The following is a 15,030-nucleotide window of genomic DNA, read 5'->3' on the forward strand; positions in this document are numbered from 1 at the left end:
GTGTTGCTATTCGTAATGGTGGTGGGATTCATGCTTATCGGCGTGCCGATTGCGGTTTCACTCGGTCTTTCAAGCATGCTATTTTTGATGATGCACTCGGATGCCTCACTCGCGTCAGTGGCGCAAACCTTATTTAATGCCTTTGCCGGACATTACACTTTATTGGCGATTCCATTCTTCATTTTGGCATCGAGTTTTATGTCTACTGGTGGCGTTGCCAAGCGCATTATTCGTTTTGCCATCGCGATGGTTGGTTGGTTCCGGGGTGGCTTAGCCATGGCATCGGTGGTGGCTTGCATGATGTTTGCTGCTCTTTCAGGATCATCACCCGCAACGGTGGTCGCCATTGGTAGTATTGTTATCGCGGGCATGATTAAAAATGGTTACTCGAAAGAGTTCGCCGCTGGTGTTATTTGCAATGCGGGCACATTGGGCATCTTGATCCCGCCATCGATTGTGATGGTGGTATATGCGGCCGCGACCGATGTATCGGTGGGGCGTATGTTCTTAGGTGGAGTGATACCTGGATTGTTAGCCGGTGTCATGTTGATGATTGCTATCTATATCGCCGCCCGCATCAAGAAACTACCTAAGCAGCCGTTTGTTGGCTGGAAAGAGATGTTCTTGGCTGCGAAAGATGCCAGTTGGGGTTTGTTGCTGGTGGTGATCATTCTCGGTGGTATTTATGGCGGAGTGTTTACCCCAACAGAAGCGGCTGCGGTGGCTGCGGTCTACTCTTTTTTAATTGCCAATTTTATCTACAAAGATATGGGGCCATTTGCAGACAAGAAGAATACCAAACCTGTGTTAGTCAAAGTGGTTCAAGCATTTGTACATAAGGATACCAAGAGCACCTTGTATGATGCGGGTAAGCTGACGATCATGCTGTTGTTTATCATTGCCAATGCGCTGATACTCAAACATGTGCTGACGGAAGAACGTATTCCACAAATGATTACAGAATCGATGTTATCGGCAGGTCTTGGTCCAATTACTTTCTTGATTGTGGTTAACGTATTGCTGTTGATTGGTGGTCAGTTCATGGAGCCATCAGGTTTGCTGATCATTGTCGCACCGCTTGTTTTCCCAATCGCAATTGCGCTTGGTATTGATCCTATTCACTTAGGTATCATGATGGTGGTGAACATGGAAATAGGGATGATAACGCCCCCAGTAGGCCTGAACCTATTTGTTACCGCTGGCGTGGCAAAAATGTCGATGATGCAGGTGGTGAAAGCCGCGCTACCTTGGGTTGGGGTGATGTTCCTCTTCCTCATTATTGTCACTTACGTACCATGGGTTTCCACATGGTTACCAACAACATTGATGGGGCCAGAAATCATAACAAAGTAACGTGACAAGTTAAGCTTGGTGGGGAGGGTTAGACCTCCTCATCAATATGCTTTCTACCTTGATTTCGAGGGTCACAGCCGCATTGTCTCCGCTCGTAAAAACGCCATTTCATTGGACGATTCTTACGTCTATCACAGCCTGAACGATGGTCAGGTTGGTAGATACCGTCAATTAAAACCGTTTCGGCGATCACTTTTACTTTGGTTTTTTCTCCCATCGTAATCTCCTCGCTCTTTTCTTTCAGTATTGCCTATGCTTTGGCGCTTTGCCAAATTTATCCGTTCTCAATTATGAGAATTACGACCGCAATAAACGGCCGTAAAGCATTGAAATAGAGTGAGGTTTATAGAGTTATTAAGCGGCGATGACCACGGGGTGGCCCAGTGTTGGATGAGAAATGACCGACACTTTATGCTGATAAACTTGTTCAATGACCGACGAATTAAGTGCCTTTTCTGGCGTGTCATCAGTCACAATGACACCTTGGTTTAGGATCACAATGCGATCGGCATATTGCGCAGCAAGGTTGAGGTCATGTAAAACGGCCACGACGGTCGCTCCCTGTTGAGCGAGGTGTTGTGCTAGTGCCAGCGTAGTGTGTTGGTGGTGAATATCTAAGGCAGAAGTAGGCTCATCTAACAACAACACTTTGTTTCCGCCACTTTGTTCGAGTTGAGTTAACACGCGTGCCAAATGAACACGCTGTTTTTCCCCTCCAGACAAAGTCGGGTAAGCTCGATTTGATAAGTGAAGTACGTCCGTGAGCTGCATATTTTTGTCTATGACATTATCAAGCGCTTCGCGCGGCATGCTCAAACCCAAGCCGCCTAAAGCGACCACTTCACGAGCCATAAAATTAAATGATAGTGAACTGCTTTGAGGCAGTACCCCAAAGTTTTTCGCTAACAATGCTGATGGCCAATTTTCTCGGGCTTGCCCAAACAATGCAAACTCCCCCCGCGCACTTATTTCACCGGTTAACGCTTTTAATAAGGTACTTTTACCGGTGCCATTTGGGCCAAGTAAAGCGGTAAATTGACCGCGTTGAAGCGTTAAATGAACGTTATCGAGAATGGTTCGCCCACCCAAGGAAACGGACAAGTGCTCGATAGCAACGGTTGTTGATGAATAATAGTCATCAATCATTGGCGGCTTGCCTGATTTTTTTGAAGAAAACAGCGATAGCATTACAAACGGCCTTTTTGTTTAATCAGTAACCAAATAAAAAATGGTGCTCCCAGCAGAGCGGTGACGATGCCTACTGGCATATCTAACGGAGCCGCTACCGTGCGAGCGAGCATGTCAGCAACGACCAACAGTAAACCCCCCATAAACAACGTAACGGGAAGTAAAGACCGAAAATTTGGCCCTATCATCATTCGCGCTAAATGCGGGACAATTAGCCCTATAAAACCGATCATTCCAGCCAGTGCGACCGTAACGCCGACGCCAGCAGCCGCGAGGATAATCAAACGCCGCTTGAGTGATTGAACATCGATCCCCATATGACGAGCTTCGGCTTCGCCCAATAACATTGCGTTGAGTTTGTCTGCATCACGGTAGTAGACGATAAACAGCACCAACAGAGTGCCGAAGGCAAGCCATAAACCGCGAGGGTTAGCGCCGGCGAGTGATCCCATCGTCCACAGTGAGAGATCACGTAGTGCTTGATCGTCCGCAAAGTAGTTGAGTAACCCCAAGGCCGCACCTGCCAGTGCTGCAATGGCAACACCGGCGAGTAACATCATGGTGACAGAGGTGCCATTCTCTCCGGTGCCTAAGCGATAAACGGTGAAAGTAATCACTGTGCCACCAATGCAAGCAAACATAGGTACGGTGCCAAACAGTAACAGAGCTGGATAGTCAGCGGCGAGTTCACCAAATACGACAATCGCAATTGCTGCGCCGAGAGCTGCGCCCGATGACACGCCAATAATGCCGGGATCGGCAAGTGGATTGCGAAATAGGCCTTGCATGACAGTGCCGCAGATAGCAAGAATACCGCCTACAGCGATAGCTAATAGTGTTCGCGGCAAACGAACTTGCTGCACAACCATAGTAATGTGAGCGGGTAAGTCAGCTTGTTTTACCGAGAAAAAAGCACTCGGTAGCAACGACGTAATACTATCCAAAAAACTGATGTTCATTGGTCCAACACTTATCGATGCAACGGTTGCAAAATAGAGAGCAATCGCCGTGAATAAGCAAAGTGACTTTGCGCTGAGTATGCGTGACGTTGTCATAGTGGATGCCGCCATAGTAACTAGATTATTCCTTGTTGCTTGGGTGGAGCTGTTGGAATAATTCATCAGCGAGCTGCAAGCTCTCGATGCCTAAACCACCAATGATGGCGCTACCATTGACCGCAATGATACGGTTTTGGCTACCCGCAGGCGTGGCCAAAAGGAGTGGGAACTCTTTTAAAATACCTTCGTTACCACCTAATGCCTGCCATGCGCGTTTGGTTACCAGCAGGTAATCAGGCTGCATTTCAACGATCGCTTCTTGCGATAGTGGCTTATACGAGTTCATCTTTTCTTTGGCGGGATTGTTGCCTCCAGCAAGATTGACGATCACGTCAATCGTGGTTTGATCGCCTGCAATGGTGGCTGGGCGGCCTTTGCTGAGCATAGCGAACAAGACGTTAGGCTTGCTATCAGTGGTGCGTGTTTGCATCGCTTCTAACTGCGATTGTAGCGAGGCTTTTAGCGCTACAGCGTTGTCTTGTGTGCCCGTGATGGCGGCAATCTGGTCGATACGCTTAAATAAATCATGTTCCGTATCACCTGAAGGGACTGTTTCTACATTGATGCCGCCATTTTTGAGCAAGGTTAACGTACTTTCTGGCCCCATTTCATGGGAGCCAATTAAATGCGTTGGAGAGAGTGCCATTAACCCTTCAGCGGAGAGTTGGCGATGGTAGCCAACCAAAGGAAGCTTCTCGTCGCGATTGTATTTCTTACTGGTGACATCCAGCGCAACTAATTGGTCTTGAGCACCTAGTGCAATAAGTAGTTCAGTAATGCTTGAGCCAGCACTAATAATACGATTTTGCGGCTGATCTTGGGCCACAATTGAGCTTGAGGTAACCAGTAGGCCAAAAGCTAAAAGGAGTGTTTTCATTAACGTTCTTCCATAACAATATTGGTGGCTGAAATGTGGTGTTTTTGCATAAAAGCGAGTAGGTTGAGCATCGATTCCACATCCGCTTTTTTATCGGCAGCAATCACAATGGGTTTGTCGGGAGTTTGCTGACGAGCTTCTAGCAATGCAGTTGTAAACTGTGCCCAATCACTAAATTCCGTGCCGTCTACAGCCCATTTGTTTGCGGTTGCTGCATCGGTGTTGGTATGCAAAATACCGATTGAAATAACCGGTTTATCTGGACGAGTTAATGCGCTGCTTTCTTCAGTTTTAGGAATGTCGACATTCAGAGTTTGTACACTGACGTTAGCCGTTAGTAGCAGGAACACCATAACAATAAAAATGATGTCGAGCATTGGCGTGAGGTCCGGCTTAAACTCTTCATCGCTGAACTGTGAGTGGGATTGAATCATCAAATTACCTCATCTGTGATGGGGGCGACGAAGATTTTCTTATTGGAACACGCTTTATCCGCGCAGAGATTTTCGGCGCAAGGATCGACCGAGATCCCCTCAATGTGAAGATTACTATGGTTAAGCGTATATTCAATTTTGGCTAAGGTTTTTTCTACCCACATACTGAGTAACTGTGCGCCCATAATCGCAGGCAGAGCAATCAACAAACCCGCAGCGGTAGTGGTCATGGCAAGCCCTAAACCATCGGCGAGATTGGCCGGTGAAATCGCCCCTTCGGTTGAGGTAATACCTTTGAACATTTCCATCAAACCCAGTACGGTGCCCAATAGGCCAATCAAAGGGCTGATCACGCCAATCATTGATAGTAATCGTATCCCAGAGCGAAATTGCTGACGTTTTTTGAACAGCCATATGCTGACCGCTTCTTCACGCAAAGGCTTAGTAAAGTGACGATGGTTGAGCAGCATTCGCATTGATTGAAAGGCCAGTTGACGCCCCCCCAATTCATCAGCAATGAAGCGATCGACCTCTTCCGCGTGATTGAAGTCCAGTTTGTGTACTTGCTTTAAGATGCGAGAGGTATAGGTACGGCCATTGAGCAGCATGTATAACGTTCGCTCAATTAAAATGACCAGAGTAAGGAACGACATGATGATTAGCGGCCATGTCATGATGCCCAGTTGGCTTTGAAGATGACTCAATGTTTGCATGATGATTTGTCTGTACTACTGTAATTTAAAATTGATTGGGATTTGCACGCGGTGAGCAATGGCTTGGCCTTGCTCGATACGGCGAGAAAATTGCCATTGTTTAATCGTATTCAGTGCTCGTTGATCCAATATTTGGTGACCACTCGATAAAATAATTTTTTGTTTAATTTGCTTCCCTTCACTATTGAGCCATACCTCAATCAATGCCTTGCCTTCTAAACCTTTTCTACGCGCAAGTTTCGGGTAAGAAACGGGAACTGGCTTGGCACTAAATTGTGGCTTGCTCACTAACATCGGCTCGCTACTTTGAGATGCAATTTGCTGCTGAGTCGTTTCATGCTGCTCAATCTGCGGTTTTTCAGCGTGATCTATTGGTTTGTTGTTAGCCTTTGTTGCGGGCTCTTTCTCGCTTAATGGTGGTGTTGCTGCATTGGGCTTATTTTTTGCCGTGACATCTTTGGCACGGGTTGCCACTACCGGTGTTTGCTCGGTCTTGGTTTTGATCGGCTCTGGCTTTATCGACTCTGGCTTTATCGCCTTGGATTTCACGACGGGCTGGCTCACTGGTTTAGGGGGGAGTGGCTTGACGACTTTTGGCTCAACGGCACTCGCTGCGATCTCTTGTAACTTACTCTCCTGCACTTTATTTGGCGCCGCTTCTTGGTGAGTGGTGTTATGTGCGCTTTCTTCATTGGTCTGTGATGCGGGTTTTGATACTGCCCGAGCCAGCAATTGAATTTGCATCGATTGGACGCCTTGCGCCATTGAAACCTCAATAACTTTTGCCTGAGGAGCATAGGATAGCGCTATGCCCTGAATCAGGAAGGCAATCAGTCCGGCTATAAAGTAACGAAGCTTTGTCATCTAAAAACAGCACACCCTAGGCATTAAACAATATGGTGATACAAACCATCACCGACGAAATACGCGATGTATTATCCATTAAATGACAATGAGATCAAATATCATTTACATTATCATTTGCGATCTATATTATGTCGAGAATAGTTCTTATTTACAAATTTATTTATAAGATTTCGCTTACTCGCTCCACGCTTTCTTTCTATTAATCAAACCATTGTGAATGTGGCTTTTGGTGTTGCGGCAGGAGATGTGGAGTGCGGTGCGAAACGGATGCAGTGATGATGTTATGAATCCAATTGCTTTAGATATGCCTGATCTTGACGCTATTTATTTTGACCCTAGCGACGAGTCTATCGTTGGAAAGCAAACCACCGATCCGCTTCGATTCGCTTTTAGTGGTAAAACAGGGCCGCACGTCGGTGGCAGTTCAGTCCCTATTCCGCAAAGTAAAACTCAAGACGCGATGTTGAATGCATTAAACAGTGCCGGCTCGATTAAGGGACGCTGTTTGTATATCCACATTCCTTTCTGTCGTGTTCGTTGTACTTATTGCAACTTTTTCCAATACGCGTCGAGCGAGCAGTTAATTGCAGAATATTTTGCCGCGTTAGTTATGGAGATAGAACGTAAGGCTGCGTTTGTTTGGACGCAAAGTTTACCGTTTCAAGCTGTTTATGTCGGTGGTGGTACGCCGACAGATTTAAGTGCAGAACAGATCAAGCGATTGGGCCAATTAATCCGTGAACGTTTTCCGCTGACTCCTGATTGTGAAATTACCTTGGAAGGGCGTGTAAACCGTTTTAGTGAGGCGAAATTTGAAGCCGCATTAACCGGTGGATTTAACCGTTTTTCTTTAGGTGTACAAAGTTTCGATAGTCAGGTTCGTCGTGCTGCTAAGCGTCTTGATGATGGGGATGTGGTTTTAACGACGCTGCAAAAAATGGTGGCCTATAACGCGGCACCGATCGTTATTGATCTACTTTATGGCCTGCCTTATCAGACGTTAGACATTTGGCAAAATGATTTGGAAATGTATATAGAGTCAGGCGTTGATGGTGTCGACCTTTATCAGTTACTTGAATTACAAAACTTACCAATGGCGCGTTTGATTGAACAAGGCAAACTGCCTCAGCCTGCGGATACTGTTATGAAAGCGGAAATGTATCAGATGGGGGCCGATTTTATGGCGCGTTTCCATCAGCGTCGTTTGAGCGTCAATCACTGGGCGTCAACGAATCGTGAACGTAGCATCTACAACAGCTTAGCGAAAACCAATGCCGAAGTGTTGCCGATTGGGGCGGGGGCTGGCGGTAACTTTAATGGTGTTAGCGCCATGCAACATCGAGACATGACGGCATATATCGAAGCGATTAAGCAACAACAATTCCCAGTTGGGATGGCATTTAGAGCTGATCCAAACGCAGTGTCACTTAACCATTTCAAAGCCGCTTTCGATCGTGGTGTGTTGTTAAAACATGACTTTCATCCATGGTTTGAACGTCTGATGCCGCTATTCGAAATCTGGCAACAACGTGGTCTTGTCACGATAACGGCTCAAGCCATCGCCTTGACGCAAGCGGGGCAATTTTGGTCCGTCAATTTGGCGACTAACCTAATCAAAATCATTCAGAGTGATAAAGCCAATCGCTTAGCTCTGGCTGGATAAATTTGGCGAAATAGATTCGATGTAAAGGAGGAATCATGTACAGCACATGCTCAGCGACAGAAGTAAAACAAAAAGTAGCCGCGGCGTTAGCGCTGGATACGGCGGCACCCGTATCTGAGATGTCTCAGCAATTAGCACTGAGTGAAGGGGCAATTACTTTTGCTCTGCCAGATGAGATGTTGACTCGTGTGGATGGGCGACATGCTCAAGCAATTTTAGAACAATTACCGACTTGGGGAAATGTGACGACGATTGTCCATTCATTTGGTTCGATATTCGAAAGCAAAGCACGTTTTCCGAAAGGAAAAGTAGCCCATGGATACTACAACTTAATGGGGCGCGAAGGAGAATTGCACGGCCATTTGCGTTTGGATCTTGTTGAGCACATTGCCTTTGTAAGTAAGCCTTTTAGAAGCATGGACAGCCACTACATTGGTTTTTTTGATGTTGATGGTCATTGTATTTTCAAGGTTTATGTTGGTCGCGATAAAAAGCGTCAACTGTTAACAGAACAAGTGGCAGCGTTTGGCCAAATGAAGGAGAAATTAAGCGCATGAATGTAAAAAGTCAGCCGGAAAGTCATCAGGATCAAACCTCTCAAAGAGATCAAGATTTTCAAAGAGAAGAGGTTCGTCGTGAACGTTTACAAAATCGTTTAGAGCCAGAAGTTCGTGAATTTAGAGATTCACGTCAAACACTGCAATTGGCGACCATCAGTCCAGAAGGTGTGCCAAACGCCACTTATGCACCGTTTGCGTTTGATAGCCAAGCCTATTACATCTTGGTGAGTGATATTGCATCACATGGCCGCAACCTTAAAACCAATCGCAATGTTTCGATCATGATGGTTCAAGATGAAAGCGAAGCGAAACAAGTCTATGCCCGTAAGCGATTAACCTTTGATACCAAAGCAGAATTAGTTGTAAAGCAATCAGTAGATTGGCACAGCGGTATCGCCGCGTTACAAGCTCGTTTTGGTGAGATTATCGACAATCTTAGCCAGTTAGGCGACTTCAACTTATATCGTCTGACACCAGAATCTGGACGTTATGTAAAAGGATTCGGTCAAGCGTTTGAAATTTCGGGAAATGATCTATTGGATTTTGTTCATCTTACCGAAGGACACGTTCAAGCCGAAAAAACACGTACGGAATAATTTCGCCTTACGTAACTCTCATACTCCCTGCCAATAATATTCTAAATCGAGGGAGTCTTTTAATCATTTTAAATGGATATATTGATGATAAAGCAAACTCAACTTGCGCTCTTAATCGGCGCAGTTTTATCTGCCCCAGCATTGGCAGAAGACGTCTACTCATTTGATGAAGTAGTGGTATCGGCGACACGTACTGAACAAAATAAAGAAGATGTTTCTTCTTCTATTGCGACCGTCAGCCGCTCTGAACTTGATAACACCATGACCAACAGCCTGAAAGACACGTTGAAGTACACTCCGGGTGTCGAAGTGGAAGGAAGTGGTCGTTTTGGTGTATCAGGAATTAACATCCGTGGTGTTGATGATAGTCGCGTTAAAGTGATGGTAGATGGTATTCAGCAGCCAGTTCCTTATAACCCTGGAGCTAGCCAACAACGTAAATATCCCAACACTATCGAGTCCGATATGTTAGCGGGTATTGAAGTGAACAAAGGACCGTCATCAAGCTTATATGGTTCAGATGCGCTAGGTGGCGTTGTACTATTTCGCACCAAAAATCCGGATGATGTCTTAGTCACTGATGGTGATGAAAATCGCTTTGGGATTAAAACTAGCTACGCATCAGTTAACGAAGAGTTTAAAAATACTCTAACGTGGGCAATGCGTAATGGTGATTGGGAAACCATCACGATGTTTACGTATGCCGATGGCAAAGAGTATCAAACGCATGGCGATGGCGCTGATATCTTAGGTGAAGATCGTGGCGCGGCCGATCCTGCTGATTCGAAACTTTATAACGGCTTAGCAAAGGTATTCTATCAAGCCAATGAAGCGCACCGTTTAGGTTTGACGTTTGAATACTATAACTACCAATATGATTCGTACCTTGCTTCCGAAGAAGGCTACGCCATGATGCCAAACTTTGTCTACAGCGACTCTTCAGTGCAAGATGACAACACTCGTATGCGTGTTGGCTTTGAGCATGATTGGACAATGAACACCACCATTGCTGATGAACTGTTATGGAAGTTGGCTTACCAAACGACCGAAAGCCAATCAGACAACTACGATACCACCAACTACCCAGGTGGTGGCTTTATGCCAGCTTATGATAATCGTGAGCGTAACCGTCAGCGTATCGCACAAGATGATTCGCTGCAGTTCGATGCTCAATTTAATAAGCTGGTGAGCTATGACACTCACTATCACGAGTTCACCTATGGTGTCAGTTATCTGAAGAATGATTTTTCTTTAGAGAATACCGATTACATCATAAAAAGTGGTCAAGTTGGTGTGCCAAATGGCACCTCGAAACCTGGCAGCACGGGCTTGCCTAATGCGAAAGTGACTCAGTGGGGCGTATATTTACAAGATCAGGCGTTCTTAATGGATGAGCGTTTGGTGCTGTCTGCGGGATTGCGTTATGACTCGTTTAAAACCGCACCGGAAACGTCTGGCGGTTATGATGTCGAGCATGTCGATAACGACAATGATTCGGTGACCGGTCGTATTGGAGCGGTATATCACGTCTCTGAGATGTTTAGCCCATACGTCCAAATTAGCCAAGGCTTCAAAGCGCCAACGGTTTACGATCTCTATTATGTTTACGATCAAGGGGCTATCTTCGAGGGTAACCCAGATCTTAAAGCTGAAACGAGTCTCTCTTATGAGTTGGGTTTCCGCGGCAATAATGATGTCGTGCAGTATGAGTTGAGCGCGTTCTACAATGATTACGATAACTTCATTGCTGAGCAAAAAATTGGTGAGCAAGGTAGTAAAGATGTCATTACCATGCAAAACATCGATAAAGCACGTATTTATGGTGCTGAGTTTGCTACTACTGTATTAGGGCCAAAAGGGTTATATAGCCGATTAAGTGTTGCTTATGCCAACGGTGAAGACAGAAAAACGGGCAAAGAACTGGATTCAGTTGCTCCTTTGACTGGGATTGTCGGTATAGGTTACAACCATCCAAATCAAACTTACGGCGCACTATTGAACTATAAAGTTGTGGCGAAGAAAGACGAATGGCAAGCGGATGATAACGTGACGGCGCCATCGTACAATATTGTTGATTTGACGGCGTATTATCGCCCAATGAAAGACATGACGTTGCGTGCAGGTTTGTTCAATGCGTTTGATGAAAAATATTGGGCCTTCTCCGATCTGCAGGGTGAAAATGACGGTCTTAAAGACTTTGATACCCAAGCAGGACGTAACTGGGGTATTAGCATGGAATACTTCTACTAAGCATCTTGTGTAGTTGTGAACATTGATTAAAAAAAGGGCCGACAGTGTATTGTTGGCCCTTTTTTATCGTGCTTTGAGGGGTAAACGCTTAACCTTCTGCTTTGTAATCTTTCTTATCCAAACCATGTTTTTGCATTTTTTCGTAGAGCGTTTTTCGCGCGACTTGCAACTGCTCCATGGTTTCATTTATTCGTCCGCCATTACTGGTCAGCGCTTGCTCTATCGCGATTTTTTCAAATTCGGCGACTTGCTCTGTGAGAGGCGGCGAATTTGTTAATGGGGAAGAGAGCGCGTTAAGTTGCCCCAAATTACCTAACAACACAAAGCGTTCAGCGCAGTTTCTTAGCTCTCGGACATTGCCGGGCCAGTCATGGCTGACCAATGTTTGTAGATCCGCTTGAGGAAGAGAGGCGGCATCTTTGCCGTAACGGGCGGCGGCGACCAGCAAAAAATGATGGAATAGAGCAGGGATATCGTCTTTGCGTTGACGCAATGGCGGTAAATCGAGTGTCACAACATTCAAGCGATAATAAAGATCCTCGCGAAATTCACCAGTTCTTGCCGCCTGTTTAAGATCGACTTTGGTTGCGGCAATAACACGAATGTTGATTGGTATTGGTTGATTTGAACCCACCCGTTCAATATTGCGCTCTTGTAAAACACGCAATAAGCGGATCTGAGCCTGCATTGGCATCGATTCAATTTCATCTAAAAATAGGGTTCCGCCATCGGCATGTTCAAGTTTACCGATGCGGGTAGTGTCTGCTCCGGTAAAGGCGCCTTTTTCATGGCCATACAGCTCGCTTTCAATTAAGTTTTCGGCAACCGCACCGCAATTAATGGCAACAAAGTTTTGTTCTCGGCGCGAGCTTTGTTCGTGGATCGAGCGGGCAAAAAGCTCTTTACCTGTGCCTGTTTCACCAAATAATAAAATATCCGCTTGGGTATCTGCAATGTGGCTAATGGTGTTACGCAGATCGCTCATTGATTGATTATTCCCAATGATTCGGGGTCCCAAGGCTTGGCTTGCTTTGAGATTACGCTTTAAAGTTTGATTTTCTAACGTGAGATTGCGTTTATCTAAGGCGCGCCGCGTAGTATCCATTAAACGCTCAATCGAAAAGGGTTTTTCGATAAAGTCATAGGCGCCGTTACGCAGCGCTTTTACCGCCATGGCAATGTCGCCGTGGCCGGTAATCAAAATCACCGGAATATCCTGATCTTGATGCAATATACTTGAAAGTAAATTCTCACCGGAAATGCCCGGCAAACATATGTCGCTGTTCACCACTTTAGGTAAACCTTGAGCCTTAATGGCTAATAAAGCTTGTTCTGCATCGGCGAAAAAGCGCGCCGAAATATCTTCCAGTTCAAAGCTTTGTTCTATTGCGATACGGATGTCACTTTCATCATCGATAAAAAAAACGTCTTCCATTATTCGTCCTTCATCGGTTGTTGATTATCTTTATCAATAGCTTGCACTGTGTTGGGCAATGCAACTTTGGTTAGTGTCAGGGTAAAACGTGCACCACCGAGAGGGGAAGATGAGGTTGAGAGATCCCCCGCCATGGCATGCATAATTTGTTGTGAGATAGACAGGCCCAAACCAAGCCCATTTTTTTGGTGGTATAGAATGGTTCGAATAACCTGTTTTTTATTTGCTCATCAATACCATCACCGTTGTCGTCAATATGGATTAATACTAGGTCGTTTAATGTCTCGATACTGAGCGCGATGTTGCGCTCGGCCAGCGATTCAATTGCTTGAATAGCGTTACTGAGTAAATTTATCAGCACTTGTTCTAATTGAATCGGGTTTACTTCAACGTGGATAGGATGAGCGCTAAGCTGCACATCCACCATAACTTGATTCGCTTTCAGCTGAGGGTGGATCAGAGCCAGTGCCGCTTCAATCAGCGGGGTTAAACTCAACATTTGTCGTTCGCCGCTATCGGATTTACGTGCAAAGGATTTGAGTTGTTCGCTGATTTTAGCCATTCGCACCGTCAACGCAGAAATACGGCGCAAATTCTCTTCGACACGTTCATATTGTTGTTTAGCTAAGAAGCGTTGTCCGTTATCAGAAAAGCTACGGATAGCGGCAAGTGGATTGTTCAGTTCATGGCTAATACTGGCGGACATCTGGCCTAGTACGGCAAGCTTGGCCGCTTGAATTAGTTCATTTTGGGTTTGCCGTAATGCCTGTTCGGTTTTTTCCCTTTCATGGTTTTCGGCGTGTAATTCGGCGGTGCGTTCCATGACTAAAAATTCGAGTTTTTGTTTTGCTTCTAGTTGCAGTTGTTCAAATTGACGTTTTCGTTGCTGTTGCTGGTGAACGAGCTGTAACGAAAGCAATGCAATAGTAAATAACAAAGTAAGGATCAGTAAAAAGCTTAGCGTAGACCACAAAACAGTGCGCTTGGGAGTAAGTACGCGAATCTTTAGCTCCACATCATCCAACTGACGAGATGAAACAATATAATCACCTTGGCCGCCACCTTTTGCTGCGTCATAGAGTTCGCTGTGTCCTAACGCGAAATCGCCACTGAGCCCTAAAGAAGGTAAATCGGAATCGAGATAGCGACGTGATTGCAAAATTTGTTGTCGAGTGGGTGGCGCGATATCGCTTAAACTGTGAAATAACCAACTGGGATTGCTCGACATAAAGATCACTTGGTCACGGTCTGTCGCGACAAAATAATTTTGTTCACTGTTCCAATTGGCCTCTATCGCGGTGAGGTCCATTTTAATTACAATGACACCGATGATTTCAGCCGCGTAGACCACCGGGTAACTGTAGTAGTAGCCACGTTGTCCTGAGGTGGAACCTAAAGCAAAATATTCGCTGCGATTACCTTGAATTGCTTGTGAGAAGTAGGGGCGCCAAGCGAAGTTTCGTCCTACGAAACTGTGGGACAAATTCCAGTTACTTGCGGCAAGTGTTGTTCCTTGGGCGTCGAGTAGGTAGCTGTCAGCGGCACTAATGACCGTATTTACTTGCGCTAAATAGCGATTGGTAATATCAATTTGCGCTGAATTATCCGGTCTCATGAGGGCTGAGATAATTTCAGTATCTTGCGCCAATAATTGAGGTAAGTGGGTGTATTTATCCAACTTGGTATTGATGTGGCTAGCAAAGCGGTCTAATTGGGCCTGATGTTGCGCGAGTTGAGCTTGATAGTTGAGGTTCCATATCCAACGACCTCCAAGCACAAGGCAGAGAAAATACAGTACCAGAATGTAGAGATTTACGCGTCGAATAGCCAAGATGTAAAATCCTTATCAATCCTTTTAGCGCCAGCCTATCGGGTTTTGTTATCAAGGTGTTGTGCCCGTTTGTTAAAATGGGCGATAAAACCGGACTTAGATCTCCTTTTATTACTCCAATTAAAAAAAACGCTAGTTTCTATTGAAAAACACATTAATGTCCCCATTTCTGTGTACATTGACTGCTTTATCGTTCGTTTTTGTA

Annotated in this window: 13 protein-coding genes and 1 pseudogene; 5 read left to right on the forward strand and 9 right to left on the reverse strand. The window is 45.5% G+C overall.

Annotation, left to right across the window (positions count from 1 at the left end):
* Positions 1–1,353 (forward strand): TRAP transporter large permease (locus RH85_RS05390; protein ID WP_420895791.1); only part of this gene is annotated, 1,353 nt, incomplete at its 5' end.
* A 28-nt stretch (positions 1,354–1,381) separates the two neighbouring features.
* Here the strand turns inward: RH85_RS05390 and RH85_RS05395 are convergent.
* The 7 genes from RH85_RS05395 to RH85_RS05425 form a co-directional block, all read right to left on the reverse strand.
* Positions 1,382–1,570: a hypothetical protein gene (locus tag RH85_RS05395; RefSeq protein WP_006711192.1), complete on the reverse strand. Its 189-nt coding sequence runs from the start codon at positions 1,568–1,570 to the stop codon at positions 1,382–1,384.
* A gap of 137 nt (positions 1,571–1,707) precedes the next feature.
* The gene (locus RH85_RS05400; RefSeq protein ID WP_006711193.1) at positions 1,708–2,541 is read right to left on the reverse strand and encodes a heme ABC transporter ATP-binding protein; all 834 of its coding nucleotides are present in this window, start codon (positions 2,539–2,541) and stop codon (positions 1,708–1,710) included.
* Positions 2,541–3,596 (reverse strand): FecCD family ABC transporter permease, encoded by a 1,056-nt coding sequence (locus RH85_RS05405; protein ID WP_039948676.1) that lies wholly within the window; start codon positions 3,594–3,596, stop codon positions 2,541–2,543. The genes RH85_RS05400 and RH85_RS05405 overlap by 1 nt, the downstream gene beginning before the upstream one ends.
* Before the next feature lie 25 nt (positions 3,597–3,621).
* Positions 3,622–4,476, reverse strand: a complete 855-nt coding sequence (locus RH85_RS05410; RefSeq protein ID WP_006711195.1) for a heme/hemin ABC transporter substrate-binding protein — start codon at positions 4,474–4,476, stop codon at positions 3,622–3,624.
* Complete coding sequence (locus tag RH85_RS05415; protein ID WP_006711196.1) at positions 4,476–4,910, reverse strand: ExbD/TolR family protein; 435 nt, start codon at positions 4,908–4,910, stop codon at positions 4,476–4,478. The genes RH85_RS05410 and RH85_RS05415 overlap by 1 nt, the downstream gene beginning before the upstream one ends.
* Positions 4,910–5,623, reverse strand: a complete 714-nt coding sequence (locus RH85_RS05420) for a MotA/TolQ/ExbB proton channel family protein (RefSeq protein ID WP_006711197.1) — start codon at positions 5,621–5,623, stop codon at positions 4,910–4,912. Before RH85_RS05420 ends, RH85_RS05415 begins: the two co-directional genes overlap by 1 nt.
* A 15-nt stretch (positions 5,624–5,638) precedes the next feature.
* Complete coding sequence (locus tag RH85_RS05425; protein WP_006711198.1) at positions 5,639–6,487, reverse strand: energy transducer TonB; 849 nt, start codon at positions 6,485–6,487, stop codon at positions 5,639–5,641.
* Between the two features lie 286 nt (positions 6,488–6,773).
* On the opposite strand from RH85_RS05425, the gene hutW reads away from it, so the two are divergent.
* The 4 genes from hutW to RH85_RS05445 all read left to right on the forward strand — a co-directional run bounded on the left by hutW (position 6,774) and on the right by RH85_RS05445 (position 11,559).
* Positions 6,774–8,153, forward strand: coding sequence for a heme anaerobic degradation radical SAM methyltransferase ChuW/HutW (gene hutW / locus RH85_RS05430; protein ID WP_050799177.1), 1,380 nt, complete (start codon positions 6,774–6,776; stop codon positions 8,151–8,153).
* Between the two features lie 35 nt (positions 8,154–8,188).
* Positions 8,189–8,710, forward strand: a complete 522-nt coding sequence (gene hutX, locus RH85_RS05435) for a heme utilization cystosolic carrier protein HutX (RefSeq protein ID WP_006711200.1) — start codon at positions 8,189–8,191, stop codon at positions 8,708–8,710.
* A complete protein-coding gene (gene hutZ, locus RH85_RS05440; RefSeq protein WP_006711201.1) occupies positions 8,707–9,309 on the forward strand; it encodes a heme utilization protein HutZ in 603 nt (200 codons plus the stop codon). Before hutX ends, hutZ begins: the two co-directional genes overlap by 4 nt.
* Before the next feature lie 84 nt (positions 9,310–9,393).
* A complete protein-coding gene (locus RH85_RS05445; protein WP_039948667.1) occupies positions 9,394–11,559 on the forward strand; it encodes a TonB-dependent hemoglobin/transferrin/lactoferrin family receptor in 2,166 nt (721 codons plus the stop codon).
* Between the two features lie 88 nt (positions 11,560–11,647).
* On the opposite strand, the gene RH85_RS05450 is transcribed toward RH85_RS05445, so the two are convergent.
* Positions 11,648–12,994: a sigma-54-dependent transcriptional regulator gene (locus RH85_RS05450; RefSeq protein WP_006711203.1), complete on the reverse strand. Its 1,347-nt coding sequence runs from the start codon at positions 12,992–12,994 to the stop codon at positions 11,648–11,650.
* Positions 12,994–14,828 (reverse strand): annotated as a pseudogene (locus RH85_RS05455) (sensor histidine kinase). Before RH85_RS05455 ends, RH85_RS05450 begins: the two are co-directional and overlap by 1 nt.
* Between the last annotated feature and the right edge of the window lie 202 nt (positions 14,829–15,030).

This window comes from Vibrio ichthyoenteri ATCC 700023, from assembly GCF_000222605.1.
GTDB classification, from domain to species: domain Bacteria; phylum Pseudomonadota; class Gammaproteobacteria; order Enterobacterales; family Vibrionaceae; genus Vibrio; species Vibrio ichthyoenteri.